This is a genomic window from Pseudomonas sp. RC10 (assembly GCF_038397775.1).
Taxonomy (GTDB): Bacteria; Pseudomonadota; Gammaproteobacteria; order Pseudomonadales; family Pseudomonadaceae; genus Aquipseudomonas; species Aquipseudomonas bambusae.
Map to the genome: position 1 here is coordinate 5722659 of NZ_CP151650.1, position 25850 is coordinate 5748508.

The 25850-nt window shown below is 58.9% G+C and carries 19 protein-coding genes and 1 pseudogene; 11 read left to right on the forward strand and 9 right to left on the reverse strand.

Translation table 11 applies throughout. The features are described from left to right. The first annotated feature begins 39 nt into the window (after nucleotides 1-39). From AAEO81_RS25850 to AAEO81_RS25865, 4 genes are read left to right on the forward strand one after another with little or no spacing between them, the layout of a single operon-like run. Nucleotides 40-1050 carry an ABC transporter permease subunit gene (locus tag AAEO81_RS25850; protein WP_166593749.1) on the forward strand — a complete coding sequence of 337 codons (1011 nt, stop codon included), beginning with the start codon at nucleotides 40-42 and terminating at the stop codon, nucleotides 1048-1050. Nucleotides 1051-1061: 11 nt separating this feature from the next. Further along, nucleotides 1062-1973, forward strand: coding sequence for an ABC transporter permease subunit (locus AAEO81_RS25855; RefSeq protein ID WP_341959826.1), 912 nt, complete (start codon nucleotides 1062-1064; stop codon nucleotides 1971-1973). Nucleotides 1974-1983: 10 nt separating this feature from the next. Then, nucleotides 1984-2952: an ABC transporter ATP-binding protein gene (locus AAEO81_RS25860; protein ID WP_341959827.1), complete on the forward strand. Its 969-nt coding sequence runs from the start codon at nucleotides 1984-1986 to the stop codon at nucleotides 2950-2952. Further along, the gene (locus AAEO81_RS25865) at nucleotides 2952-3926 is read left to right on the forward strand and encodes a peptide ABC transporter ATP-binding protein (RefSeq protein ID WP_166593752.1); all 975 of its coding nucleotides are present in this window, start codon (nucleotides 2952-2954) and stop codon (nucleotides 3924-3926) included. The genes AAEO81_RS25860 and AAEO81_RS25865 overlap by 1 nt, the downstream gene beginning before the upstream one ends. Before the next feature lie 263 nt (nucleotides 3927-4189). On the opposite strand, the gene AAEO81_RS25870 is transcribed toward AAEO81_RS25865, so the two are convergent. Further along, entirely contained in the window at nucleotides 4190-6754 is a 2565-nt protein-coding gene (locus tag AAEO81_RS25870) for a sulfite reductase flavoprotein subunit alpha (RefSeq protein ID WP_341964622.1), read from the reverse strand. Between the two features lie 314 nt (nucleotides 6755-7068). Further along, nucleotides 7069-9321 (reverse strand): TonB-dependent siderophore receptor, encoded by a 2253-nt coding sequence (locus AAEO81_RS25875; RefSeq protein WP_341959828.1) that lies wholly within the window; start codon nucleotides 9319-9321, stop codon nucleotides 7069-7071. Nucleotides 9322-9514: 193 nt separating this feature from the next. Here AAEO81_RS25875 and AAEO81_RS25880 point away from each other — a divergent pair, with 193 nt between their 5' ends. The 6 genes from AAEO81_RS25880 (at nucleotide 9515) to AAEO81_RS25905 (ending at nucleotide 15525) form a co-directional block, all read left to right on the forward strand. Next, nucleotides 9515-10195, forward strand: coding sequence for a Fe2+-dependent dioxygenase (locus AAEO81_RS25880; RefSeq protein ID WP_341959829.1), 681 nt, complete (start codon nucleotides 9515-9517; stop codon nucleotides 10193-10195). Nucleotides 10196-10198: 3 nt separating this feature from the next. Next, nucleotides 10199-10990, forward strand: coding sequence for a tetratricopeptide repeat protein (locus tag AAEO81_RS25885; RefSeq protein WP_341959831.1), 792 nt, complete (start codon nucleotides 10199-10201; stop codon nucleotides 10988-10990). A 262-nt stretch (nucleotides 10991-11252) separates the two neighbouring features. After that, on the forward strand, nucleotides 11253-12440 hold the full coding sequence (locus tag AAEO81_RS25890) for an alpha-xenorhabdolysin family binary toxin subunit A (RefSeq protein WP_341959833.1): 1188 nt from the start codon (nucleotides 11253-11255) through the stop codon (nucleotides 12438-12440). A gap of 3 nt (nucleotides 12441-12443) precedes the next feature. After that, nucleotides 12444-13442 (forward strand): alpha-xenorhabdolysin family binary toxin subunit B, encoded by a 999-nt coding sequence (locus AAEO81_RS25895; RefSeq protein ID WP_341959835.1) that lies wholly within the window; start codon nucleotides 12444-12446, stop codon nucleotides 13440-13442. Between the two features lie 210 nt (nucleotides 13443-13652). Continuing rightward, a complete protein-coding gene (locus tag AAEO81_RS25900; protein WP_341959837.1) occupies nucleotides 13653-14720 on the forward strand; it encodes an alpha-xenorhabdolysin family binary toxin subunit A in 1068 nt (355 codons plus the stop codon). A gap of 28 nt (nucleotides 14721-14748) precedes the next feature. After that, entirely contained in the window at nucleotides 14749-15525 is a 777-nt protein-coding gene (locus AAEO81_RS25905) for a hypothetical protein (protein ID WP_341959839.1), read from the forward strand. 54 nt (nucleotides 15526-15579) lie between these two features. Here the strand turns inward: AAEO81_RS25905 and AAEO81_RS25910 are convergent, their stop codons facing one another. The 5 genes and pseudogenes from AAEO81_RS25910 to AAEO81_RS25930 form a co-directional block, all read right to left on the reverse strand. Further along, nucleotides 15580-16743 (reverse strand): type III PLP-dependent enzyme, encoded by a 1164-nt coding sequence (locus AAEO81_RS25910; protein ID WP_166593760.1) that lies wholly within the window; start codon nucleotides 16741-16743, stop codon nucleotides 15580-15582. A gap of 625 nt (nucleotides 16744-17368) precedes the next feature. Next, nucleotides 17369-18538 (reverse strand): ABC transporter ATP-binding protein, encoded by a 1170-nt coding sequence (locus AAEO81_RS25915; RefSeq protein ID WP_341964623.1) that lies wholly within the window; start codon nucleotides 18536-18538, stop codon nucleotides 17369-17371. A gap of 11 nt (nucleotides 18539-18549) precedes the next feature. After that, on the reverse strand, nucleotides 18550-19203 hold the full coding sequence (locus AAEO81_RS25920) for an ABC transporter permease (RefSeq protein ID WP_166593761.1): 654 nt from the start codon (nucleotides 19201-19203) through the stop codon (nucleotides 18550-18552). Nucleotides 19204-19262: 59 nt separating this feature from the next. Further along, nucleotides 19263-20156, reverse strand: a pseudogene (locus tag AAEO81_RS25925) (glycine betaine ABC transporter substrate-binding protein); the annotation flags it as partial. A 26-nt stretch (nucleotides 20157-20182) separates the two neighbouring features. Then, on the reverse strand, nucleotides 20183-20869 hold the full coding sequence (locus AAEO81_RS25930; RefSeq protein WP_341964624.1) for an ABC transporter permease: 687 nt from the start codon (nucleotides 20867-20869) through the stop codon (nucleotides 20183-20185). Nucleotides 20870-21227: 358 nt separating this feature from the next. On the opposite strand from AAEO81_RS25930, the gene AAEO81_RS25935 reads away from it, so the two are divergent. After that, a complete protein-coding gene (locus AAEO81_RS25935; protein ID WP_166593764.1) occupies nucleotides 21228-22811 on the forward strand; it encodes a peptide chain release factor 3 in 1584 nt (527 codons plus the stop codon). Nucleotides 22812-22998: 187 nt separating this feature from the next. Here AAEO81_RS25935 and ggt read toward each other — a convergent pair whose 3' ends face one another. After that, on the reverse strand, nucleotides 22999-24666 hold the full coding sequence (gene ggt, locus AAEO81_RS25940; RefSeq protein WP_341959840.1) for a gamma-glutamyltransferase: 1668 nt from the start codon (nucleotides 24664-24666) through the stop codon (nucleotides 22999-23001). 161 nt (nucleotides 24667-24827) lie between these two features. Beyond that, nucleotides 24828-25727 (reverse strand): NAD-dependent epimerase/dehydratase family protein, encoded by a 900-nt coding sequence (locus AAEO81_RS25945; RefSeq protein ID WP_341959841.1) that lies wholly within the window; start codon nucleotides 25725-25727, stop codon nucleotides 24828-24830. Nucleotides 25728-25850: the final 123 nt, after the last annotated feature.

The following is a 25850-nucleotide window of genomic DNA, read 5'->3' on the forward strand; positions in this document are numbered from 1 at the left end:
CCGGAACACGCCTAACCGGCAGATGAGGTACACGAGAAGATGTTTAGTTTTATCGCTCGCCGAGTGGGGTTACTGATACCCACCTTCTTCGGCATCACCTTGCTGACCTTCGCACTGATTCGCCTGATTCCGGGCGACCCGGTCGAAGTCATGATGGGTGAACGCCGGGTCGATCCGGAAATGCACGCCCAAGCCATGGAACGTCTTGGCCTGAACAAGCCCCTTTATGCGCAATACATCGATTACGTCGGCAAGCTCGCCCATGGCGACCTCGGCGAATCGCTGCGGACGCGCACGAGCGTGTGGACCGAATTCACTTCGCTGTTCCCGGCGACGCTGGAACTGTCGATTGCGGCGCTGATATTCGCTGGCATCATCGGGCTTCTGGCCGGTGTCATCGCGGCCTTGCGACGAGGGTCCCTGTTCGACCATGGGGTGATGGGCATCTCCCTGGCGGGGTACTCGATGCCGATCTTCTGGTGGGGCCTGATCCTGATCATGTTCTTCTCGGTATCGCTGGGCTGGACCCCGGTATCGGGACGTATCGACCTGCTGTACGACATTCCGCCGAAAACCGGCTTCATGCTGATCGACACCCTGCTCAGCGATGAAGAAGGCTCGTTCATCGACGCCCTGCGTCACTTGATTCTGCCGGCCATCGTGCTGGGCACCATTCCGCTGGCGGTGATCGCCCGGATGACCCGCTCCTCGATGCTCGAAGTGCTGCGTGAAGACTACGTGCGTACCGCCCGCGCCAAAGGCCTGTCGCCTGCCCGCGTGGTGTTCGTCCACGGCCTGCGCAACGCGCTGATCCCTGTTCTGACCGTGTTCGGCCTGCAAGTGGGCACGCTACTCGCCGGTGCAGTGCTGACCGAAACGATCTTCTCCTGGCCGGGTATCGGCAAATGGCTGATCGAAGCCATTGGCGCCCGTGACTACCCTGTCGTGCAGAACGGCATCCTGTTAATCGCCTGCCTGGTGATTCTGGTCAACTTCGTGGTGGACATCCTCTACGGCTTTGCCAACCCACGCATTCGTCACCAGCGCTGAGATCACTTTTTATGAGCACACCTACTCCCGTAGTAGCAGTCGATCAAAGCCTGCTCTACCCGTCCGTTTACAAAGAGTTCTGGCAGCATTTCTCAAAGAACAAAGGCGCCGTCGCGGGCCTGGCGTTCATGCTGCTGATCGTTTTCTGCGCCCTGTTCGCGCCATGGGTCGCCCCTCACGATCCGAGCGAGCAATACCGTGACTTCCTGCTGACCCCACCGGTCTGGCTCGAAGGCGGTCAATGGCGGTTCCTGCTGGGCACCGATGAGCTGGGTCGCGACCTGCTGTCGCGTCTGATCCAGGGTTCGCGCCTGTCGCTGCTGATCGGCCTTTCGTCGGTGGTGATGTCGCTGATTCCAGGGATTCTCATGGGCCTGCTGGCCGGTTTCTTCCCGAAAATCCTCGGCCCGACCATCATGCGTCTGATGGACATCATGCTGGCCCTGCCGTCGCTGCTGCTGGCTGTGGCGATCGTCGCGATCCTCGGCCCTGGCCTGATCAACACCGTGATCGCCATCGCCATCGTTTCGCTGCCGTCCTACGTGCGTCTGACCCGTGCTGCTGTCATGGGTGAGCTGAACCGCGACTACGTGACCGCCGCCCGCCTGGCCGGTGCGACCCTGCCGCGCCTGATGTTCATCACCGTACTGCCGAACTGCATGGCACCGCTGATCGTTCAAGCGACCTTGAGTTTTTCCTCGGCGATTCTCGACGCTGCGGCGTTGGGCTTCCTCGGTCTGGGTGTACAACCGCCAACGCCTGAGTGGGGCACCATGCTCGCTTCGGCCCGCGACTACATCGAACGCGCCTGGTGGGTGGTGAGCCTTCCAGGTCTGACCATTTTGCTCAGCGTGCTGGCAATCAACCTGATGGGCGACGGTCTGCGCGATGCGCTGGACCCGAAACTCAAGAACGCCGCCTGAGGACGTCCGAATGCCACTTTTAGAAATCAAAAACCTCAACGTTCGCTTCGGCGATGCGACCGCCACCCCGGTCGTCGACGGCCTGGACTTGGCCGTGGACAAGGGCGAAGTCCTGGCCATTGTGGGCGAATCCGGCTCGGGCAAATCCGTGACCATGATGGCGCTGATGGGCCTGATCGATCACCCCGGCATCGTCACCGCCGACTCCCTGATTTTCGACGGCAAGGACATGCTCAAGTTGAGCCCGCGCCAGCGTCGGCAGATCGTCGGCAAAGACCTGTCGATGGTCTTCCAGGACCCGATGACCGCGTTGAACCCCAGCTACACCGTGGGTTTCCAGATCGAGGAAGTGCTGCGCGCCCACCTCGGCATGTCGGGCCGCGCTGCGCGCCAACGTGCGCTGGAGCTGCTGCAGAAGGTTGAAATCCCGGGCGCCGCACAGCGTCTGGAGGCTTACCCGCACCAACTTTCGGGCGGTATGAGCCAGCGTGTTGCGATTGCCATGGCGATTGCCGGGGAACCGAAACTGCTGATCGCCGACGAACCGACCACTGCGCTCGACGTGACCATTCAAGCTCAGATCATGGACCTGTTGCTCGCCCTGCAAAAAGAGCAGGACATGGGCCTGGTGCTCATTACTCACGACCTTGCTGTCGTGGCCGAGACCGCCCAGCGTGTGTGCGTGATGTATGCAGGGCAAGCGGTGGAAGTCGGTCAGGTGCCCGGTCTGTTCGACGTGCCTGCGCACCCGTACAGCGAAGCCCTGCTGGCCGCGATTCCCGAACACAGCATGGGCGCCGCGCGCCTCTCGACGCTGCCGGGTATCGTCCCTGGCCGTTACGACCGTCCGAGCGGCTGCCTGCTGTCGCCGCGCTGCCCGTACGTTCAAGAGACCTGCCGCCAACAGCGCCCTGCGCTGGACCCTAAAGCCAACAGCCTCGCCCGCTGCTTCTACCCGCTGAATCAGGAGGTGGCGTAATGAGCGAAATCGTATTGACCGCCCGTGACCTCACCCGTCACTACGATGTATCCCAGGGTTTCTTCAAACCCCACGCCACCGTTCGCGCCCTCAACGGCGTGTCGTTCGAACTGGAAGCGGGCAAGACGCTGGCGGTGGTCGGTGAATCCGGCTGCGGCAAGTCCACACTCGCCCGCGCCCTGACATTGATCGAAGAGCCTTCGTCGGGTTCATTGAAGATCGCCGGGCAGGAAGTGAATGGCGCGACCAAGGAGCAACGCAAGCAACTGCGCAAAGACGTGCAGATGGTGTTCCAAAGCCCGTACGCCTCGCTGAACCCACGCCAGAAGATCGGCGATCAACTGGGCGAGCCCCTGCTGATCAACACCAAGCTGTCGGCGGCCGAACGCCGCGAGAAAGTGCAGGCGATGATGAAGCAGGTCGGCCTGCGCCCTGAGCATTACCAGCGCTACCCGCACATGTTTTCGGGCGGTCAACGTCAGCGTATTGCCCTGGCGCGCGCGATGATGCTGCAACCGAAAGTACTGGTGGCGGACGAACCGACGTCGGCGCTGGACGTGTCGATTCAGGCGCAGGTGCTGAACCTGTTCATGGATTTGCAGCAGGAATTCAACACCGGTTACGTGTTCATCTCGCACAACCTCGCGGTGGTGCGGCATGTGGCGGACACGGTACTGGTGATGTACCTGGGTCGTCCTGCCGAGATGGGGCCGAAGGAGGAGATTTATAACCGCCCTCTGCACCCGTACACCCAGGCGCTGCTGTCAGCGACCCCAACGATTCACCCGGACCCGCTGAAGCCGAAGATCAAGATCGTCGGCGAACTGCCCAACCCGCTGAACCCCCCATCAGGCTGCGCCTTCCACAAGCGCTGCCCGTACGCGACCGAACGCTGCAGCACCGAGATTCCGGAACTGCGCACCGTGGATAATCGTCAGGTGGCTTGCCACTATGCGGAGCAGTTTGTGGCGTGAGCCACGTTTGATCGATAAATGAGAAAGGCCGTTACGCTTGAGCGTAACGGCCTTTTTTGTTTGGTCTGAATCGAGGTAGGGGTGTTGATCAGAATTGCAATCTGAAGATTGGCACCGAAACCTGTAGGAGACGCCGGAGGTTACGACGGCAGCGATTGCGGTGTATCAGGGACAGATGAGTGACCTGACCTACCGTTTTCGCTGCCGTCGTAACCTCCGGCGTCTCCCACATGAGTTATGGCAGGACACAGATCTGCGTCCTGTTAATAGACGTCCCGGCGATAGCGACCCTGTTCGATCAGCGCCTGAACCGCCTGCTCTCCCAACAACGCCTTCAACGTCTCATCCACGCCCGTCGCCATGCCTTCCAGACTGCCGCAAATGTAAATCGCGGCGCCCTCGGCCAGCCAGACGCGCAGCTCTTCGGCGGCTTCCCGCAGGCGATCCTGCACGTAGACTTTCTGCGCCTGATCACGGGAGAACGCCAGGTCCAGCCGCGCCAGATCACCCGACGCCAGCCAGCCGTTCAGCTCTTCGCCACAATGAAAATCGTGAGCAAGATGACGCTCGCCAAACAGCAGCCAGTTGCGCGGCTCCCCTTGGGCAATGCGGGCCTTGAGTAAACTGCGCAGCCCCGCCAGTCCTGTTCCGTTGCCGATCAGAATCATAGGGACCGACTCGACCGGCAAGTGGAAACCACTGTTACGACGTACCCGCAGACTGATCGCGTCTCCCACGGCCGCGTGCTCGGTGAGCCAGCCAGAACCCAAGCCAAGGCTGCCGTCAGGATGAATCTCTTGACGAACGATCAGTTGCAGCGAGCCCTCTTCGGGGATCGACGCAATCGAGTATTCGCGCATGGCCAACGGCACCAGCGCGTCGGCCAGCGCCTGCGCGTGCAGTCCGACCAAATGGCTGCGGTTGGCAGGCAACTGACGGCTGCTCAACGCCTGCGCCAGCGTTTCATTCAAACCATCGACCGTGACCGGCGTGTCCGCCGCGATGCCCAACCCGGCCAGAAATCGCTCGACCGCCAAGGGTGCGTTGCGTGGCAACACTTCGATCAGATCACCGGCCTGCCACTGCGTGCCGGAAGCTGAAATCAGACCGAGCAGAAACACCTTCGAACCAACGCTGCCAGGGTTCAGCCAATCCCGTTGCGCCAGCACCCAGTTTTCGTACTCCGGCGCTGTCCACGCGTTGGCCGGTGTCGAGCCGGTCAGCTCTCCCAACTGTTGCTGCCAATGTTGCAGGGCGGCGCTGTCGCCGCTATCCACCTCAACGGGGGCAAACAGCGTGTTGCCGCCACGTTCGGTCAACCAGTCGTGCAGGCGCTGAGCGAACCCGCAGAAATGTTGATATTGACGATCCCCCAACCCCAGGACTGCGTAATTGAGGTTTTCCAGGTCCAACGGGCGACCCAACAACTTGCGCTCGAACCCCCGTGCGCTGTCAGGCGCCTCGCCGTCGCCAAACGTGCTGACCACGAACAAGGCGTTGCGGCTTTGATTCAGGTCTTGCTCCGTCACGTCTGCCAGCCGTTGCACGCGCACCGGCAAACCCGCCGACTGCAACTGCCCCGCCGTCTGCCACGCCAGTTGCTCGGCGAAACCGCTCTGGCTGGCGAAGCCAATCAGCCACGCCGGGCCTTGACTGCCATAAGCGCCAGGTGTCGATACACCGACCTCGCCCCGAGCATTGCGGATGTCACGCTTCTTGCGACGTCGGTCCAGATATAACAACCAGCCGGTGATGAAAAACAGCGGCATCATCAGCGCGGCGACAGTGATGACGAGACGCCCGGTCAGGCCCCAGTAACTGCCCGTGTGCAGCGCGTAGTTGCTCACCAACAGTTGCGCGCCATAGCCCTTGTCGGTGTAGCGCGTGTTGGCTTTGAGTTGGCCGTTTACCGGGTCGAGGGTGATCTGGTTCAGCGCACGCGGGTGCGGCGCTGTTTTGAGAAGGTAGAAGACCGTTGCCATCTGACCCGGCGCCTGCGGCATGCGCAGGTTGTAGGTCTTGAGGTCCGGGCCAGCGGCTTTCTGGATCGTGTCCCAGATGGCGGCGTAGTCCGGCGCCGGAGCAGCGACAGGTGTCGCGTCTTTCGGGCCCGGCCCAGGTCGCGGCCCTCCCCCGCCACGGCGTTGTTCGCCCGCCACGGGAGGGTCGCCGATGAGTGTGTTCAGGCCATTGCTCACCCAGTCGTAGGACCAGTTGAGGCCCGTGATCGCCAGCAGCAGGTAAACGATCAGGCACCAGGTGCCGAACACCGAGTGCAAGTCCCAATTGAAACTGCGTCCCTTCTTCGCCCAGTCCAGCGTCAGCCAGACGCGCCAGTTCAACGCTTGGCGGGGCCAGCGCAGGTACAAGCCGGACAGGCAGAAGAACAGCAGGATCAGTGTGCACGCGGCGGTGACTTGCTTGCCGTATTCACCGGCGGCCAGGAAGCGGTGCAGGTTGAGAATGAAGCCAAAGACATCCTGACCGACCGCGTCTTCCTTGAACGCGCCGGTGAAGGGGTCGAAGTTGTGCATCACACCCCGACGTTCGCCGGGGGCGGGTTTGAACCAGACCTGTGCGACCCGATTGCCCTCGGTTTCGATACGAAACATCGAGACCGTGTCATGGCCTTGGGCTTCGACTTTGCTGACCATCTCGGCCAGTGACAGACGATGTTCGCCCGGCTGCACGAACAGCGTGTCGGGATTGAGCGCATCGATGATTTCCTCTTGAAAGGAATACAGCGCCCCGGTGATGCCCATCAGCGCCAACACCAGACCCGCCGTGATCCCGAAGAACCAATGCACTTGAAACAGGACCTTCTTCAACACCCTCGATCACCTCAATAACCCGCTGCAGCGCGCATTATGCGCAGAAACGGCATGCATTCTCATCCGTGGCTGATTCTTTATTCGGTCACAACCCCAGCACATATTGCGTCTAGCCTCGACTGCCGCCTTGGCCCCCCTCCTGTAGGAGTGAGCTTGCTCGCGATGGGAGTCTGCATGACACATAGGACATAACTGACACACGGCCATCGCGAGCAAGCTCACTCCTACAGGACTGTGGATTGCAAAGGGCCGTCTCGCACAAATACCCCACCCGCCAACGGCAGGTGGGGCTTCTTGATTCCGCTTCTTTATCAGAAGTGGAAGTTGGCGCTCATCAGTGCTGTACGACCCGCCGCCATGTGCGCGTAGTGCGTCGTGAACACCTGATCGTAGTAACGCTTGTCCGTCAGGTTCTGCACGTTCAGCTGCAGATCAACGTTCTTGGTCAGGGCGTAAGTCGCCATGGCGTCGTAGCGCCAGTAGGACGGAACCTCGACCGAATTGGCTTCGTTGCCAAAGCGCGAATCCACGAAGGTCGCACCCGCGCCGACGGTCAGCTTCGGAACCAGTTCATACGTGGACCAGAAGTTGAAGTTGTTACGCGGCGTGCTCGGCATGTGATTGCCTTCGTCAGCCTTGTTGGTGGCCTTGACGATTTCGCTCTCCATATAGGTGTAACCGCCATAGACCTTCCATTTGCGGGTGATGTTGCCCGCGTAGGTCAGCTCAAGGCCATCGACACGTTGCTCACCATCGAGCACCTGGAAAGTAGCGTTGTCAGGATCGGTGATTCGGGCGTTGGTTTTCTCGGTGCGAAACAACGCGGCGGTCAGCGACAGGTTGTCGTCGAAGAAGTCCCACTTGGTGCCGATCTCGTAGTTGCGGTTCTTTTCCGGATCGAGATCAGTGTTGTTGGCAGCGAGTTCCAGACCGCCGTTACCGCTGGTTTCACCCGACGGGTTGCTGGAGGTCGACCAGGCGGCGTAGACGCTGCCGTTCGGCAACGGCTTGTACGTCAGGCCGACCTGGTAGTTCCAGAGCTGGCTGGTGTTTTCGCGCTTGAACGTCCCGGCCACCGTGCCACGGCCACCGGTGCTGTAGCCACTGGACTTGACCTCATAGTCGTCGTAGCGCAGCCCAAGGTTCAGCGACCATTGATCGTTGAATTTCAGCGTATCGAACACATAAGCGGCGCTGGTCTTGGTGTCTGTGTCGGTGAACGCCTGGCTGTCGGTAATGGTGCCGTTCCACGCGTCCTTAGGGCTTGGGTCATACAGGCTGGTGCAGTCGCCAGACCTCAACAACGCCGCATTGCACGTCGATCCGATAGTGCCTCCCGTCGCGCTCAATACGTTATACGCGCGGTTGTGGGTGTCCTGGTACGAGAACTCAACGCCTGTCACCAAACTGTGCTCAACAAAGCCTGTGTTGAATTTCGCTTGCAGGTCGGTCTGGTTGACGAAGCCACTGGACGTCGAATTACGGCTCTTCGCCGAGCGCGACACCAGGCCATTGGCGACGTTGCCGCGGCTGTCATCGGGGTTGGTGACGATGTAGTCCAGCGTCGAACGCGACATCCGGAAGCTGTTGGAGAGGGTCAGGTTGTCGTTCAGGTCATGCTCGACCCGGAACGTACCGCTGTCATTGACGCTCTTGCGGTAATCGCGCCCGGTGAGGCCGTAGAAATTGTTCTCGTTGACGTGCGCCGGCTTGTCGACGACGTACTTGCTGCGCCCAGTCGTGCTGGTCAACGGGATGCCGTAGTCAGGCATGTCGTCGGTGGACAAGTGGTAGTAGTCAACCTTGACGCGCGTATCAGTGCCCAGGCCGAACGCGAAGGACGGCGCGAACCCCCAGCGGCTGACATCGACGTCGTTACGGCCAGCGACATTGGCGTCATGCTTCATGAGGTTCAGGCGTACCGCCGAGGTGTCGGTCATCTGCTGGTTGACGTCCAGCGTGTAGCGTTGGGTCTGATCCGAGCCAAAGGTGTAGCCGCCGTTGTAGGCATTGCCCAGATGCGCACCTTTGGTGACCAGGTTCAGGCTGCCGCCCGTGGAACCTGCACCCGTGAACGCAGAGCCCGGCCCCTTGCTGATCTCGACGGATTCGACGTTGAAGATCTCGCGGCTTTGGGCCGCCACGTCGCGCATTCCGTCGATGAACACATCACTCTCAGCGTTGAAACCGCGAATGATCGGGCGGTCGGCGTTCGGGTTGCCGCCTTCGCCGGCGCCGAACGTAATGCCAGGGGTGGTGCGCAGGGCGTCCGCCAGGCTGGTGGCGGCGGTGTCGCGAATCACTTGCTGCGGGATGACCGTGACGCTCTTTGGCGTGTCGCGCAAAGGCGCGGTGTACTTCTTGGACGTCGACTCCTCGGTCTTGTACGCCGTGTCGACCGCCTCGCCATCGATCGTAGTGGCACCCAGATTCAGCGCTTTATCCGAAGTGGCTTCAGCAGCGTGTACCCAATGACTGGCAGACATGGCAGCGATAGCGACGCCCACAGCGCCTGCGATTGAGCGCTGCGAATGTGCGGATGACGGTTGTGATTGGCGCGACATTTTCCTTCCCCAAGGAATGTTGAGGTCGCGGAATATAGTTGGGAATCATTTGTATTCGCATAAAACTTACAATCTTTACAATTTAGCTTTACGGATTTTCGTCGCTCATTCGTCTACAGGGGCTCGCAGGGTTTTACACGACCAATAAGAATCACTACCATTCGTTACCTTTTTGCACCTGAGCGCTTTGGCCATGCTTCTACACATTCCCGCCCTGTTCACCCGCGAGGAAGTGCTGCGCATCCGCGAAGCCCTGGAGCAGACCGAATGGGCGGACGGCAAGATCACGGCAGGTCACCAGTCGGCCAAGGCCAAACACAATCTGCAACTGCCCGAAGGTCATCCGCTGGCCAAGGAAATCGGCGCCGCGATGCTTGAGCGGCTGTGGCAGAACCCGCTGTTCATGTCCGCCGCCCTGCCCCATAAAGTGTTTCCCCCATTGGTGAATTGCTACACCGGCGGCGGCAGTTTTGATTTCCACATCGACAATTCCGTGCGTCAGGCCAAGGGCAGCATCGAGCGCGTGCGCACTGATCTGTCGTCGACGCTGTTCTTCAGCGACCCGGACGACTATGACGGCGGCGAACTGGTGATTCAGGACACGTTCGGCACCCGCTCGGTCAAACTGCCTGCGGGCGACATGCTGCTCTACCCCGCCACCAGCCTGCACAAAGTCAACGCCGTGACACGGGGCGCTCGCTACGCATCGTTTTTCTGGACCCAAAGCCTGGTGCGCGACGACGGTCATCGCACGTTGTTGTTCGAAATGGACACGGCCATTCAACAGCTCAGCCGTGACGTGCCCGATCACCCGTCATTGATTCAACTCACAGGCACTTACCACAACCTGCTGCGCCAATGGGTCGAGGTCTGACTCATGAGCTGGACACTGCGACGGGAAGACGTGCTGAGCGGCCAACAACTGCGTGACATGCTTCAGGAAAACCCTGCAAGCGCAGCGCGGGCAATCCTGATTGCGGCGCAGGAGAACATGGTCGATGCCCAAGCGCTACTAGGCCAGATCCTGCTCGACGGCACCGGCATCGAACAGGACGCGGCACTGGCCCTGACCTGGTTTCAGATTGCCTCGCGTAACGGTCACGCGATGGCCACCAACATGGCTGGGCGTTGCCACGAGCACGGGTGGGGCTGCGAACCCGATGCCACCAAGGCTGCCGAGTATTACCGGCAAGCCGCAGAAGTCGAACTGGATTGGGGCTTTTATAACTACGGCAACCTGCTGGCAACCGGCCGGGGCGTCAACAAAGATCAGGCCCGCGCGCTGGCGTGTTACCGCAAGGCTGCGCACATGGGTCACGCCAAATCAATGAACCTGCTGGGCCGCTATCTCGAAGAAGGCGTGAGTTGTGAACAGGACGTGCAGGCCGCGCACGACTGGTATCGCCGCTCGGCAGAGGCTGGTGATTTTCGCGGGCAGTTCAGCCATGCCGCCGTGCTGGCCGATCATGGGCGAATCGAAGAAGCGGTCGTTTGGCTAAGAACAGCCCTTCAAATAGGCAACCTCAACTACTTGCGCGTGAGCCGCAAGACGCTGCTGCAAGCGAGGCACCCGGAGGTTCGCGCCTTGGCACTGGATTACCATCAACGTGCGGCAGAGATGGGCAATCGGGAAGACGCTGCGGAATATCGTGCACTTTTAAACGATTAAGGGGCGAAATGTGTAACTCGCTTTGCCTGAATGAAATTTCAAAACACCTGCAAGCACATCTTCCCCCCCTGATTTAATTGAGCGAACTCGACTCTCTCTTTCACAAGCCTGAATTATCCTACAGGCACAGACTATTTTTCCGCTTTGACCTCTTCAAAAGCACAACTTACTCTCCTTCTCGTGCAGACACATTCAACACTCTGCATCTGAAGTATTTATTAACTTCAGAAATGTAACGCGACATCATTAAAGGACTAATGATATGTCTCAATTCACAGCAAACCTTGCGACCGACGCGGCGAACGATCCTGCGAGACTGTTTGGCTCATCGGTAGCGACCCCGCAAGACGATGCCCGAGACACCGGGCTGATCCTGACCAAAGAGCAGGTCAAAAACCTCAAGAAATACGAGATTGCCGGCCTGGCACTCCCCACCGTTCTGAAAGACGTCATTGCCTATCTGGGTTACGAAAGGGGCGCGGGCCGTGGCCTGGAGGCTGCTGACTTTCAGCATACGTTCACACTCATCAACGGCCACGCCCGACTGTGGAATCCTCTGCGCACAGACCTGCTGACCGTTAACACCAAACTCGTGGTGTTCGCCGGCTCCATCCAGGTCTATGGCGCAAGCATGCAAGAGGTCTTCGACGACATAAAGACACTGGGTCTGATCGAAAAATACAACATCAAGACACTTGAAGACCTGCGCAAAGTCGAACTTCAGCTGGGCAAAAAATTCCCGGGCATTGAGGCCGAAGATCGCAATGACCTGGGTTATTACCTGGACCAGATTCTCAATAAAGTAAAAGAGCAGGAAACGGAAGCCCTTCGTATCAAACAGCGTCTTGACGCGTTTGGCAGACAATTGTCTGAACAAGTAGGCCCGGCCATCGAGTTCAAGCTGTCACTCATTGACAACAACAAGCTGGGTAGCGAAATCAAAGCACTGCAAGTAAAAATCGATAACCGCGCACTGGCCATCGAAGAGAAAAACAAAGAATACAAAGAACTGGTCAAGCAGGCGATCGGTGCCGTCGCGGGCAATCTGGTCATGATGATTTACTCCAGTGTTCAAGCCGAAAAGATCCGAAAAGAACGCAATAAGTTGACCGAAGAGCAGGAAAAGGACATCGCGCTGATGGCGCAAAAGAACCGGATCCTGGCGTCGCTTGGCCGGGTTCGGATGGACTTTCAGAACCTTGACCTCATCGTGATTGACGCTGACATCGCCACCAAGAACCTGATCAGTGTCTGGAACTCGCTGGGCACATTCATCGCCAGTTCCGCAGCCGAAGTCAAAGGCATCAACGACGCGCTGTCCATGCGCCGGTTCAGAAATCAATTCAACCTGGTGGTTAAACCGTGGGAAACCATCGAGGTGGACGCCAAAAAATTAGAACGCGTGTTTGCTGAAGCAGATCGCGAATTCAAAGAAGATTACGGAGTTTAAACCATGAGCACTATTGCCCGATTCCCGACCCGCGCCGATTACCCCGAATTAGACATCCACGCGCTGCAACAGGCGAAGACCCAAGCATCGAACGCCACCATCGAGGTGAAGCGGCTTTTCATTCAGACGCAGTACTTGCCCTCATTGCATGGACGAATCTGTGATCTGGATCGTTCGCTACGTAACGCACATTCCAAGCTTCGCGACATCGCCCAATCAATGGATATCCTGTTAGGCATCAACGTTGGCACACTCCGCGAACTTCATGAGGAATTCCAGAGCGCCCCGGAGTCCGATAAGGAAGAAATCATTGAGGACATCGTTCATCGAGTTGAAACCATCCTGGGTGTCGTCGGCAAGAAAGAGATGACGCTCAGCAATCTGATGACCGCCCTCGCAAGTCCCATTGACCGCGCCACCACCCAGTCGTACGTCAAGCAACTCGAAGACGATCAAGCGCGTTTGCCGTCGGAAGTGCTGGAAATCAAGGAACGCCAGACTGCGCTGGAAGAAAAGCGAAAAGCGCTGACAGACGCAATGGCGGTGATCGAAGCCAAGGGTTTCAGCGCATTGGCGAAAGACACAGCGTTGACCGCGCAGGAGCTGGTGAAACTGGGCATGACACCACCGCAACTGATTGCCGTGGAAGGCGCCATCGAACTGGTGCAACAGATCCTGGAAAAAGCCGAAGGCCTGATCAACTACCTCGGCATGGTCGAAGCCCGCAACGCGCTGCGTAAGCAGATCGATGCGCTGATCGCCAGCACGCAGGAAAAGGCCCATGAACTGCGTCTGGTCACGTCCAAAAAAGAGCTGATCGTCGCATGCCATGATTTCGACGATCACCGCGCGCAGTACATCGCCGAGTTCGAAAAAATCGTTGCAGCCAAGCGCTCTTTCCTGAGCACGCACAGCGCTGTCAATGCTGAGAATCAGGACACTATCGCTCAACTCATCGTGGACGCGCTGGCACTGGCGAAACATCTGAAAGTGATCCCCTGACATTCATCTTCAGCGCTGAACAGCGCCGGCCGGGAAGAGCGAAGCCTGTTCGTCCCGGCTTCTTACCTGAGGCCGCTGGACTCACACCAGCTCTGCCTCTCTCGCACTTCCTCTCATGACAGGATCAACATGATGAACCCTTCCAATGGACTGGATGACGCACCCCTTCGCACTGAGAAACTTGATCGGGCGCAACGCCTGCCTGGCACATTGATCGCTGCGGCGGCGGGCACGGATAAAGAAGCCGTTCGCGCGCCCGGCCTCATTCTGACGAAAGAACAATTGATCAATTTGAAGCGCTATGAAACCTATGGCCTCGCGCTGCCGACGACGCTTAAAGAGGTTGTCGGGTATCTCGGTTACGAAAAAGGTGCTGGCCCTAATCTCGAAGCCAAGGATTTTCAGGCAAGTTTCAGCCGCATTCATCGTCATGCATCACAATGGAATCCGCTTCGCACCGACCTCATGAACGTCGGCAGTGAGTTGTGGGTATTCGCCGATCAGATGCAGGTGTATGGAAAAGCGGCCCAACAGCTTTACGACGAGATCAAGGCCAAGCCTGCCGAAGCATTGGCTCCGGAAGATCACGCGGATTTCCTGCATTACGTTCAAGAGGTGGCTACCCTCGTCCTGCACCGCCAGGATGCGACAGCGGCACTCAAACGTCGCCTCGATACTTTCTCCGATCAATTGTCGGCAGACGTGATACGTGATTTGACGGGCAAGTTAAAAAGCATCGACACCCACTCTATGCCTCAGGACATTCGGGACCTGAACAACGCTATCAATCGGCGGGCCACGGACATCGAGGAGAAGCAGCGGGAATACCAGACCTTGGTCAAGAAATCGGTTGGCGCAAGTTTTGCGCTGGTTGGCCTGGGCATCTACTACGGCATCGATGCCGACAAGGTGCGCAAACAGATCAATGCGCTGCGCCTGCAACAAGAGAAAAGCATCGATCTGTTGTCGCAGAAAAACACTATTCACGCCTCATTGCAGCGGGTACGCAATGATGTGCAGGACCTCAATCTGGTCATTGGCGACGCCTACACTGCGACCACGAACTTGGCGGTCGTATGGGTGGCCCTGGACACGTACCTGAAACATTCGGTTCAAGAGGCAGGCAAGATCGATAGCACGCTGGCTCTTCGTCGTTTGCTGAACGCTTTCAAACAGGTCGCCAAGCCCTGGGAGCAAATCAAAATCCAAGCGGACCTGTTGCTCAAGGTGTTCAAAGACGCCGACCGTGAGTTCCGCAGAGATTACGGGCATCAATGACCATCTGTAACGCCAAGGAGGGCGCACTATGACAACCCATCTCATCGATTCCGAAGACGTCGCTTATCTTGGATTCAACATCGGCTATCTCGATAAGCTTCCTCAGTACATCGAAGCCTTCAAGATCAAACTCGACCTGGTGCCACAGGCCGAGTACGGCAAATACAAAGAGCCCGCGATGGATCAGACCGTTGCGACGGCGCGGCAGGGCGCTCCGCTCTGGCGCAACAGTGCGACGCAGATTCGCGCGATCCACCAGGACACCAAGAAGACACTGAACGAGGTGATGTCCCTGTTGGACAGCAACCCGTTCGACAGCCGGATCAGGCAAATCACGCAGGACCTGTCACGTCACGAAGAGGCATTCAGACGACAACAGGCAGAATGCGAGCGCATCATCGTTTGCGCCAAACAGACCATTCCTCGGTTCATGGACTTCATGAACATGAGGACGTACGAATACGCGAAACGAAAAGGGCTGCTGATCAAAGGAGCCTCCAAAACACTTCCGGAGACACTCAACAGCGCGCTAAGAGATGAGAGCCGTCTGGCCTCGGCAAGAAGCAGCCTTGAATGGCATCGACGCGCCTACAACACGACGATTCTCTCGGCAGGCAATATGGGCGCTTATTGCTCACGCCTGTCTGGCCTTCTGAACGCCACGGTTCGGGAAGTCCAGGGTTTGAAGGCGAATCAGTCGCCTCGGCGTATGAAGGTGTCCTGTCAATCGGCTGCCAGTTCTGCCCGTGAGGCGCAACGTCTGGTGGACTACACGTTCGCCCATATCCTGCGATTCAGTTTTTGAAATGCAAAAAAAACGGCATCTCAATGGATGCCGTTTTCTTATGAGCGCTGACGCTTAGATGTAGAACGATTTCAGCGGCGGGAAGCCGTTGAATTCAACAGCGCTGTAGCTGGTGGTGTACGCACCCGTGGACAGCCAGTACAAGCGGTCGCCGATGGCCAGGTTCAGTGGCAAGCCGTACTTGTAATTCTCGTACATGATGTCGGCGCTGTCGCACGTTGGACCGGCGATCACGACTTCTTCGACTTCGCCTTTCTTCTCGGTCCAGATCGGGAACTTGATGGCTTCGTCCATGGTTTCGATCAGGCCGGAGAACTTGCCCACGTCGGTGTAGACCCAACGCTCGACGGCGGTACGCGACTTGCGCGCAACCAGTACGACTTCGCTGACCAGGATACCGGCGTTGGCGATCAACGAACGGCCCGGTTCCAGAATGATTTCCGGCAGGTCATCACCGAAGTCTTCCTTCAGGAAGCGGATGATTTCTTCTGCGTAGGTTTCCAGGCTGTTGGTGCGGGTGATGTAGTTGGCCGGGAAGCCGCCACCCATGTTGATCAGCTTGAGTTCGATGCCGTCTTCTTCTTTCAGGCGTTCGAAGATCACCTTCACTTTGGCAATCGCGGCGTCCCACACGGAGATGTCGCGCTGTTGCGAACCCACGTGGAAAGAGATGCCGTAAGGCACCAGACCCAGGTCACGGGCGAGGATCAGCAGGTCCATCGCCATGTCGGTCTGGCAGCCGAATTTGCGCGACAGAGGCCAGTCAGCGGTGGTCGAGCCTTCGGTCAGAATGCGCACATAGACTTTCGAACCCGGTGCGGCCTTGGCGATGTTGCGCAGGTCGGCTTCGGAGTCGGTCGCGTACAGACGCACGCCCTTCTCGTAGAAGTAGCGGATGTCCTTGGATTTCTTGATGGTGTTGCCGTAGCTGATGCGATCCGGGCCAACACCACGGTCCATCACTTTATCCAGCTCGTAGATCGAGGCGATGTCGAAGCTCGAACCTTTCTCTTTGAGCAGGTCGATGATTTCGACGGCCGGGTTGGCCTTGACCGCGTAGTAAACCTTGGCGAATTCGAAACCGGCGCGCAGGTCATCGTAGGCCTGACTGATCATGGCGGTATCGATGAGCACGAACGGGGTTTCTTGCTTGTCGGCGAACGCCTTCATTTTGGCGAAGGTGCTTTTCTCGAAATAGTCTTCGACCTGGATCGACATGCGGGGGACTCCTGTTGGCAAACGGTAAAAAACAATGGGTGCAAATGAACGTCCTCCGTATCCCCACTTTGGTTCGCCTACTTCCCAAGGCCGTTGACCGAAAGCAAAAAGGCCATCCGGTCATGCATCCCCGGTTGGCCTTGCTGTCTCGTCGTCAGTACTTGAGCCGGATGGATCGTTTCCAGCATGGACGTTCGGCGCGAACTTTAGGACCTGAAGGGCTGGAGATCAACAAAAAATGTCGCGTTTCTGCCCGTTTTTGCCAGACGGGCCAGTACGCTCGTTCAATCACCCTGTAGTAACCGACCGATGTGACAGGCTGATGTTCCCGCTGATCGAACAGGCAGACGAACGCACGTAGCGGCACGGCTTGCCAGCGGCTGTGATTGCAATGGCGCTGCCTTGGGAAGCCGTGCGGCGAAAGAGATGGGTTTCAGGCGAGAGAGAAGCGTTGTCGGTGCCATCCCTTCGCGAATGAATTCGCTCCCACAGGTCGATTGCATTTCGACCGTCAGACGGTGGCAAGTCGTGCTGCAATAGAGGCTGAACGCGGGCTGACTGTGGGAGCGAATTCATTCGCGAAGGCGTGGGATCAGGCACCGCGGCTGCGCCTGATCCCGTTACCTTAAACCGACGCCGCCTGCTCCGCCGCTTCCGCAGGCGAAACAATGCTGGTTTTCTTGCCCCGCGATTGCCCCGAACTCAGGTACGCCGCGATCGACTCTTGCGTCACTTCGCCCAGGAACACGTTCTCGGCGTCCAGCACCGGCAGCCACGCGCGGTTGAACTCGTACATGCGCGACAGCAGGATGCGCAGGTGTTCGTCGTAGGCGGCGGTGGCGTTGAACGGACGCAGGTATTGCTCGCAGGTGCCGGTCTGACGGTGCAGGTCGCGGCGACGCACGTAACCCATGGCCTTGTTCGCGGCATCGGTGACGACCACGTAGCGGCGGTCGTTCTCGTCCATCGCTTCCAGTGCGTCGGCCACGGGGGTTTCCGGGCTGACGCTCGGCGCGTTGTCGGCGGCGTCTTCGGCTTTCACCAACAACAGACGCTTGAGGGTGCTGTCCTGCCCGACGAAGTTGCTGACGAAATCGTCTGCCGGGTGCGCCAGCAGCGTGTCCGGGTGATCGATCTGCAGCAGTTTTCCCGCACGGAAAATCGCGATCTTGTCACCCAGCTTGATAGCTTCGTCGATGTCGTGGCTGACCATGATCACGGTCTTGTTCAGCGCACGCTGCATCTCGAAGAATTCGTTCTGGATCATCTCGCGGTTGATCGGGTCGACCGCACCGAACGGCTCGTCCATCAGCAGCAACGGCGCATCGGCCGCCAGCGCGCGAATCACACCGATCCGCTGCTGCTGGCCACCCGACAATTCACGCGGATAGCGATGCAAATACTGCTTCGGCTCCAGCTTGATCATGCTCATCAGCTCGCGGGCGCGGTCGTGGCATTTCTGCTTGTCCCAGCCCAGCAATTTGGGCACGACCACGATGTTCTCCTCGATGGTCATGTTGGGGAAGAGGCCGATCTGCTGAATCACGTAACCGATGTTGCGGCGCAGGGTCACTTCGTCGAGCTGAGTGGTGTCTTCGCCGTTGATCAACACCTTGCCGGAGGTCGGCATGATCAGGCGGTTGATCATTTTCAGCGTCGTACTTTTGCCGCAACCCGACGGGCCGAGGAATACGCAGATTTCGCCTTCATTGACCGTCAGGCTCACGGAGTCGACGGCTTTCACTTCCTTGCCGTTGCTCTGGAACGTCTTGGTGAGGTCTTGCAGTTCGATCATGGTCTTGGCAGTCATTTGAGCAATCCTTTTGGAGTCAGCGAGCGTTGCAGCCATTGCAGAAGCAGGTCAGCGAAGATGGCCAGAATGCTGACCAGAACGGCGCCGACGATGAGCATCGACATGTCGCTGCGGCTGATGGAAGCGAGGATGAGGACGCCGAGGCCACCGGCACCGATGGTGGCGGCGATGGTCATGACGCCGATGTTCATGACCACGGCGGTGCGCACACCGGCGAGGATCACCGGCACGGCGATGGGCAGCTCGACCATGCGCAGGCGCTGGCCAAAGGTCATGCCGATGCCGCGGGCGGCTTCGCGAATGCCGGGTTCGACGCCGGTCAGGGCGAGGTAGGTGTTGCGCATGATCGGCAGCAGCGAATAAAGGAAAACCGCCGTGATCGCAGGCAATGGCCCAAGGCCCTGGCCGAACTTGGAGTAGAACGGCAGCAGCAGGCCGAACAGCGCGATGGACGGCACGGTCAGCAGCACGGTCGCACTGGCTTGCAGCGGGCCGGCGAGCGCCGGGAAGCGGGTCATGACCACGCCCAACGGCACGCCCACCAGAATCGCCAGGGTTACCGCGATGCCGACGAGGGTGATGTGTTGCAGGGTCAAGTGAAACACCTGATTCCAGTCCAGATGCGAAAAAGCGCTGAAGAAGCTCATAGTTTCTTCTCCTGTTGCTCTACCGGCGTCTGTTTGATCGGCACGCTGTCAGCGGAAGGATTGATCGGATGGCTGCGTAGGAAATCGGCCGCCACGACGGTAGGACTTTCGTGATTGACGTCAATGCGCGCGTTCAGGTCGATCATGGTCTGGTTATCCAGCAGCGCAGCCAGCGGCTTGAGCTGTTCGGCCAGTTGCGGGTGCTTGTCCAGATACTCTTTGCGAATCACCGGCGCGGCGGTGTAGTCCGGGAAGTAGTGCTTGTCGTCGTCCAGCACCTTGAGTTTGAAAGCATTCAAGCGACCATCGGTGGTGTAGACCAGACCGGCGAACACTTGCCCGTTCTTCAAGGCGGTGTACACCAGACCGGCGTCCATCTGGCGCGTGTTCTCGCGGCCCAAGTTCATATCGTAGTGCTTGACCAGCCCCACCAGACCGTCGGAACGGTTAGCAAACTCGGTGTCGAGCGCGACGATATGACCCTGTTTGGCTTCGTCTTTCAGCACAGCCGTCAGGCCTGAAACATTGGTGATCTGCGGGTATTGCTGCGCGACCTTGTCCGGCAACGCCAGCGCATAGGTGTTGTTGAACTTGGACGGCGACAGCCACACCAGGCCCTTCTTCGCGTCCAGTTCCTTGACCCGCTGATAGGTCTGCTCACTGTTGAGCTTTTCGTCGATGTGGTTGTACGAAACCAGCGACACCCCGGTGTATTCCCAGAGCATGTCGAGCTGACCGGATTCCTGCGCACTGCGCGCCAGGTTGCTACCCAGGCCGCCGGTGATCTGGACCTGATAGCCTTTGTCGCGCAGGTATTGCGCGGTCAGTTCGGCGAGAATCGTCTGTTCGGTAAAGACCCGTGCGCCGATGCGCAACACCGGCATCTCGGCCGCCTGGGCGAACCCGGACAGCAGCAGACCCGCGCCCACTATTAATGTGCATAACTTCTTCATGCGAATTCCTTTCTCTGCGCGGCCCGTTATCGAGCCAGGCCACGTTCCAGCCAAAGACGACTCGCCAGGGTCACGGCGCCATCGAGCAACAGGGCCAGCAGTGCGGTACACGCGGCGCCCAGCACCAGTTGCGGCTGATTGTTCAGGGCGATGCCGGGGAAGATCAGGCTGCCAAGGCTGTTGGCGCCGATCAGGAACGCCAGTGGCGCGGTCCCGACGTTGATCGCCAGCGCGACCCGCACACCACCGATGATGATCGGCACGGCATTGGGCAGCTCGACGCGCCACAACACCTGACGCGGTGTCATGCCGATGCCGGTGGCGGCTTCTTTAAGGGAACCCTGAACGTTTTTCAGGCCTTCGTAGGTGTTGCGCACGATGGGCAACAGTGAGGCGAGGAACAGCGCGAAGATCGCAGGTCCGCTGCCAATACCCAGGACGCCCAGGGCGATGGCCAGCACTGCAAGAGGGGGAACGGTGTTACCGATGTTGAAGATCTGCATGAAACGTTCGGCGCGGCCAACCATGTTCGGTCGGCTAAGCACAATGCCGGTCGGGATTCCGACCACCAGTGCCGCCACCATGGACGCCAGCACCAACATGACGTGGGCTTGCAGGTAGAACAGCAGATCATCCTGATACTGCTTGAGTGTATCGATGCCGATCCAATGGATCAGCAGGGCCAGGAGTACGACAGCGGTCGCACCTCCCATCAGCCCCTTGCCATAGCGATTAGCCACGGGCGGACTCCTTATTTCAGTCGGCGAACGCCTCGCGTGAACGGCCATTTCTGACCATCTGCGAACGTTCGCGAAGAGCAGCGGGTGGGTCGCCGGAAAGGGTTGAACCTCGGCGAAAACACGAGCCATGAGCGCAGCTTCGTCAAGCTAACTTGCTGATTTTGCGTCCCTTGGCGGTTTGCATTGCCAGGGAGTGGACGTCTCCGGAACCGCAAAGGTTCCCACGCGAGATGCTATTTGGCCACCCTTGATTGACTGAACGGTTCGGATATTGCTTTCGTTTGGGCTATAATCGCCGCCCTTTTTTGAATCACCTCTCGGGCGATTTCCCATGACCAGACAGGCCGCCGAAGTCGCGAAACGCCGCACTTTCGCCATTATTTCTCACCCCGACGCCGGTAAGACCACCATCACTGAAAAGCTTTTGCTGATGGGTAAGGCGATTGCCGTCGCCGGTACGGTGAAATCCCGCAAATCCGACCGCCATGCCACGTCCGACTGGATGGAGATGGAAAAGCAACGGGGTATTTCCATTACCACGTCGGTCATGCAGTTCCCGTATCGCGAACACATGATCAACCTGCTCGACACCCCGGGCCACGAAGACTTCTCGGAAGACACCTACCGCACCCTGACCGCCGTGGACTCCGCGCTGATGGTGCTCGACGGCGGTAAGGGTGTAGAGCCGCGGACCATCGCCCTGATGGACGTCTGCCGTCTGCGCGACACGCCAATCGTCAGCTTCATCAACAAGCTCGACCGCGACATCCGCGACCCGATCGAACTGCTCGACGAAATCGAAGCGGTCCTGAAGATCAAGGCCGCGCCGATCACCTGGCCGATTGGCTGCTACCGGGACTTCAAGGGCGTTTACCACCTGGCCGACGACTACATCATCGTCTACACCGCCGGTCATGGTCATGAGCGTACCGAAACCAAAATCATCGAGAAGCTGGACTCCGACGAAGCCCGCGCCCACTTGGGCGACGAGTACGAGCGCTTCATCGAGCAACTGGAACTGGTGCAGGGCGCCTGCCACACCTTCGATCAACAGGAATTTCTCGACGGCCAGTTGACCCCGGTGTTCTTCGGGACTGCGTTGGGCAACTTCGGTGTCGATCACGTGCTCGACGCCGTGGTGGACTGGGCGCCGAAACCGTTGGCACGGGTGGCCAATGAGCGCACCGTCGAGCCGGTGGAAGAGAAGTTCTCGGGCTTCGTGTTCAAGATTCAGGCGAACATGGACCCTAAACACCGCGACCGCATCGCGTTCATGCGCATCTGCTCGGGCAAGTACGACAAGGGCATGAAAATGCGCCATGTGCGGACCGGCAAGGACGTGCGCATCGGCGACGCGCTGACGTTCTTCTCCAGTGAGCGTGAACAGCTGGAAGAAGCCTACGCGGGCGACATCATCGGTCTGCACAACCACGGCACGATCCAGATTGGCGACACCTTCACTGAAGGCGAAGGCCTGGGCTTTACCGGTATTCCGCACTTCGCACCGGAACTGTTCCGCCGCGTTCGTCTACGTGATCCGCTGAAATCCAAGCAACTGCGTCAGGGTTTGCAGCAACTGGCCGAAGAAGGCGCCACCCAGGTGTTCTTCCCGCAGCGCAGCAACGACATTATTCTCGGCGCGGTCGGTGTGCTGCAGTTCGACGTGGTCGCGAGCCGCCTGAAGGAAGAATACAAGGTGGAATGCTCCTACGAGCCGATCACCGTGTGGTCAGCCCGCTGGATCGATTCGAGCGACAAGAAGAAGCTCGAAGAATTCGAGAACAAGGCGGTGGAAAACCTGGCACTGGACGGCGGCGGTCACCTGACCTACCTCGCGCCAACGCGGGTCAACCTGAGCCTGATGGAAGAGCGCTGGCCAGACGTGAAATTCCGTGCGACCCGTGAGCATCACTAAGCAACTGACCTGAAGGCCTGATGGTTTTCACACTGTGGGAGCGAATTCATTCGCAAGACTCACGCTCAGACGATAATTTTCTGTCGTCTGTACCGGCGTCTCGCGGATGAATCCGCTCCCACAGTGGTTTGCGGGGCTGACTGGCTCTGCTCAAGGCACAAAACCGTAAGACCGCGCTGATCCTGCCCTACTTCACCACCTTCCCCACGCCTCGCCCTCTCGGGTCCGACGCGGTTTCGACTTTCGTGCCGTCGATCTTGATCGCCTGAATGTTGCCCATCGACCAGCCCTGATCTTTCAGCGCGTAGCCCATTGCCTTGAGTTCGTCGGCGACTTTCTCGTTCAGCGGCGCAAATTTCTCGGTGTAGATCGTGTCCTTCGGCAGCAATTGATGGTGAACCCGCTGCGCGGCGACGGCGTCTTTCAGGGGCATGTGGAAGTCATAGAGGTTATTCAGCACCTGAAACACGGTGGTGAAAATCCGTGAGCCGCCCGGCGTGCCCAACACCAGTATGACGGCGCCGTCCCGAGTCACCAGACTCGGGCTCATGGACGACAGCATTCGCTTGCCCGGTTCGATGGCGTTGGCGTCACCACCGACTACGCCGAACGCATTCGCCACACCGGGTTTGGAACTGAAATCGTCCATCTCGTCGTTCATCAAAAAACCCGCGCCCTTGACCACCACGCCGCTGCCGTAATCCCAATTCAGCGTGTAGGTGTTGCTGACGGCGTTGCCTTTGGCATCGACGATGGAGAAGTGGGTGGTCTGGTGCGACTCAAGCCCGGCCTTCACGTTCTCGGTGGGTGAAATGGCGGTCGGGTTGATCTCGCGAGCGCGATCGGCCAGGTACACATGATCAATCAGCTCGTTGACCGGCGCCTTTGAAAAGTCCGGATCGCCCAAATAATTCGCACGATCGGCGAACACACGTTTTTCAATTTCAGCGAGCAAGTGAATGTAACGCGCCGAGTTCAATGGCACGCCCTTGAAGTCATCGGCCAACTGCTCCTTGATGCCGATCAGTTGCGCCAGCGCCACGCCGCCCGAGCTGGGCAGCGGCGCGGTGTAGAGGGTGTTGCCGTTGAAATTGACGTGCAGCGGCTTGCGCCACACGGCTTTGTAATCGGCCAGGTCCTGTTTGGTGATCAGGCCATTGTCAGCTTGCATTTGTGCAACGAGCAGGTCGGCGGTCTGGCCCTTGTAGAACTCGTCTGCGCCCTTATCGGCGATGCGCTCCAGAGTTTTGGCAAGTTCGGGCTGGCGGAAGGTTTCGCCTTTTTTCATGTTGCCGAAATAGTCGCCGAAGTTGGTCTTACCGTTGAGCTGCTTGATCGCTTCAGCGCCGTACATGTTCTGTTTCTCGGCGACGGTGAAGCCGTTCTTCGCGTAGCCGATGGCGGGGGTCAGCAGTTCAGACCACGGCAACTTGCCGAATTTCTGGTGTGCCTCCCACAACCCCATGACCGTGCCCGGCACGCCGGAAGCACGGGCGCCGATCAGGCTCATGCCGGGAATCACGTTGCCCTTCTCGTCAAGGTACATGTCGCGGCTGGCGGCCTTGGGCGCGGTTTCGCGGTAGTCGATGAAGTACGGTTTGCCATTCATGAAGAGGGTCATGAAGCCCCCACCACCGATGTTGCCCGCTTCGGGATAGGTCACGGCCAGGGTGAACGCCGTGGCGACTGCGGCATCAACAGCATTGCCGCCTTTTTTCAGGATTTGCGCGGCCACTTCAGCGCCGTACTGGTCGGGTGAGGCCACGGCGCCGCCCTCCAGCGCAATGGCGTACACCGGAGAACTGACGGCGAAAATCACCGACAAGGCGAGGGTTTTGAACGTCGCGACTCGCATGGAGCTTCCTTGTGAATGAACAAAGGTATCAGCTTGTGACAGCCGGGCTGTCTGAATGCTGACCAGACTAGCGCTCTGTGCTCTGCGATGTGCGGTAAATATTGCTCAAACGCAAACGGCCACCCGTAGGTGGCCGCTAAACATCGTTGGAGCGCGCTCATTCAAGCGCGGATCATTTCATTGCGAATCCACTCGACCACCGACGTGGTTTTCGGCACCCAGCCCAGCAGCTCACGCGCGTGTTTGCCACGGACCCGGCTGTTGGAGCCCAGACCGTAATTGGCCATTTCATAACCCCATTCGGCCTCGGCGTCTTTCAGCGGCCAGTCCTGCGCTTTGCCCAGCCCCATGGCGTCGGCAATGGCGTTGCTCATGTCGAGGAAGGACGCTTCGCCACTTTCGACAAAATAGAAAGTCCCGGCCGGGTTCTTCTCCAGCGCCAGTGCGTACAGCTCAACCACGTCGTTGATGTGCACGTTGGACCAAATGTTGCCGCCGGTGCCGACGTGACGTACGACGCCGCTCTTGCGTGCTTGTTTAACCAATCGTGGCAACTGCACGCTGTCGCGGTTCACACCCAGGCTGTGGCCGTAGATCAGCGTGTTGCAGAGGACCGCCGAACGCACGCCCTTCTCGGCAGACGCCAACACCAAATCGTCGATGGCCATGCGGGCGGCCTTGTCCGGTGTCGCGGCAGGCAACTGGTCTTCGTAGTAAATCTTGTCGGTGCCTTTGCCGCCCGATGCGTCGCCGACGATGCTCGATCCGCTGGTATGCAAGAAAGGCTTGTTCGAACCTTTCAGGCCTTCGATCAACGCTTCGACGGCACCGCGATGATCGCTGCTGGCCGCGTTGATGACGCCGTCCGCCTGGCGGGCTTGCTCGGTGAGCAGGGCGTTATCGTCAAGTGTGCCAATGACCGGGACGATGCCCAGCGCCTTGAGTTCTTCTGCCTGTTCCGCGCTGCGCACCAGACCGGTGACCTGATGGCCCTTACGAGCCAGGCCCGTTGCAATGGAGCCACCGATAAAACCTGCGGCGCCGGTAATGAATATGTTCATGAGGTGACTCCCGTTCGTGGTAAGCGATAGCGGTCAGTATCGGCCTGGGATTCGTTACGAAAAAGGCAGGGCATACCAAATGCCTTTTGACCTGTGCGCACGAATCATCGCGATAAGCACGGC

What these genes read in the sequence shown, in the direction of transcription:
- AAEO81_RS25945 (WP_341959841.1), bottom strand. Translation starts at nt 25,727, where the DNA reads ATGAACATATTCATTACCGGCGCCGCAGGTTTTATCGGTGGCTCCATT.
- AAEO81_RS25880 (WP_341959829.1), top strand. Translation starts at nt 9,515, where the DNA reads ATGCTTCTACACATTCCCGCCCTGTTCACCCGCGAGGAAGTGCTGCGC.
- AAEO81_RS25895 (WP_341959835.1), top strand. Translation starts at nt 12,444, where the DNA reads ATGAGCACTATTGCCCGATTCCCGACCCGCGCCGATTACCCCGAATTA.
- AAEO81_RS25850 (WP_166593749.1), top strand. Translation starts at nt 40, where the DNA reads ATGTTTAGTTTTATCGCTCGCCGAGTGGGGTTACTGATACCCACCTTC.
- AAEO81_RS25885 (WP_341959831.1), top strand. Translation starts at nt 10,199, where the DNA reads ATGAGCTGGACACTGCGACGGGAAGACGTGCTGAGCGGCCAACAACTG.
- AAEO81_RS25855 (WP_341959826.1), top strand. Translation starts at nt 1,062, where the DNA reads ATGAGCACACCTACTCCCGTAGTAGCAGTCGATCAAAGCCTGCTCTAC.
- AAEO81_RS25860 (WP_341959827.1), top strand. Translation starts at nt 1,984, where the DNA reads ATGCCACTTTTAGAAATCAAAAACCTCAACGTTCGCTTCGGCGATGCG.
- AAEO81_RS25865 (WP_166593752.1), top strand. Translation starts at nt 2,952, where the DNA reads ATGAGCGAAATCGTATTGACCGCCCGTGACCTCACCCGTCACTACGAT.
- AAEO81_RS25905 (WP_341959839.1), top strand. Translation starts at nt 14,749, where the DNA reads ATGACAACCCATCTCATCGATTCCGAAGACGTCGCTTATCTTGGATTC.
- AAEO81_RS25910 (WP_166593760.1), bottom strand. Translation starts at nt 16,743, where the DNA reads ATGTCGATCCAGGTCGAAGACTATTTCGAGAAAAGCACCTTCGCCAAA.
- AAEO81_RS25875 (WP_341959828.1), bottom strand. Translation starts at nt 9,321, where the DNA reads ATGTCGCGCCAATCACAACCGTCATCCGCACATTCGCAGCGCTCAATC.
- AAEO81_RS25930 (WP_341964624.1), bottom strand. Translation starts at nt 20,869, where the DNA reads ATGGGAGGTGCGACCGCTGTCGTACTCCTGGCCCTGCTGATCCATTGG.
- AAEO81_RS25920 (WP_166593761.1), bottom strand. Translation starts at nt 19,203, where the DNA reads ATGAGCTTCTTCAGCGCTTTTTCGCATCTGGACTGGAATCAGGTGTTT.
- AAEO81_RS25935 (WP_166593764.1), top strand. Translation starts at nt 21,228, where the DNA reads ATGACCAGACAGGCCGCCGAAGTCGCGAAACGCCGCACTTTCGCCATT.
- ggt (WP_341959840.1), bottom strand. Translation starts at nt 24,666, where the DNA reads ATGCGAGTCGCGACGTTCAAAACCCTCGCCTTGTCGGTGATTTTCGCC.
- AAEO81_RS25890 (WP_341959833.1), top strand. Translation starts at nt 11,253, where the DNA reads ATGTCTCAATTCACAGCAAACCTTGCGACCGACGCGGCGAACGATCCT.
- AAEO81_RS25915 (WP_341964623.1), bottom strand. Translation starts at nt 18,538, where the DNA reads ATGATCGAACTGCAAGACCTCACCAAGACGTTCCAGAGCAACGGCAAG.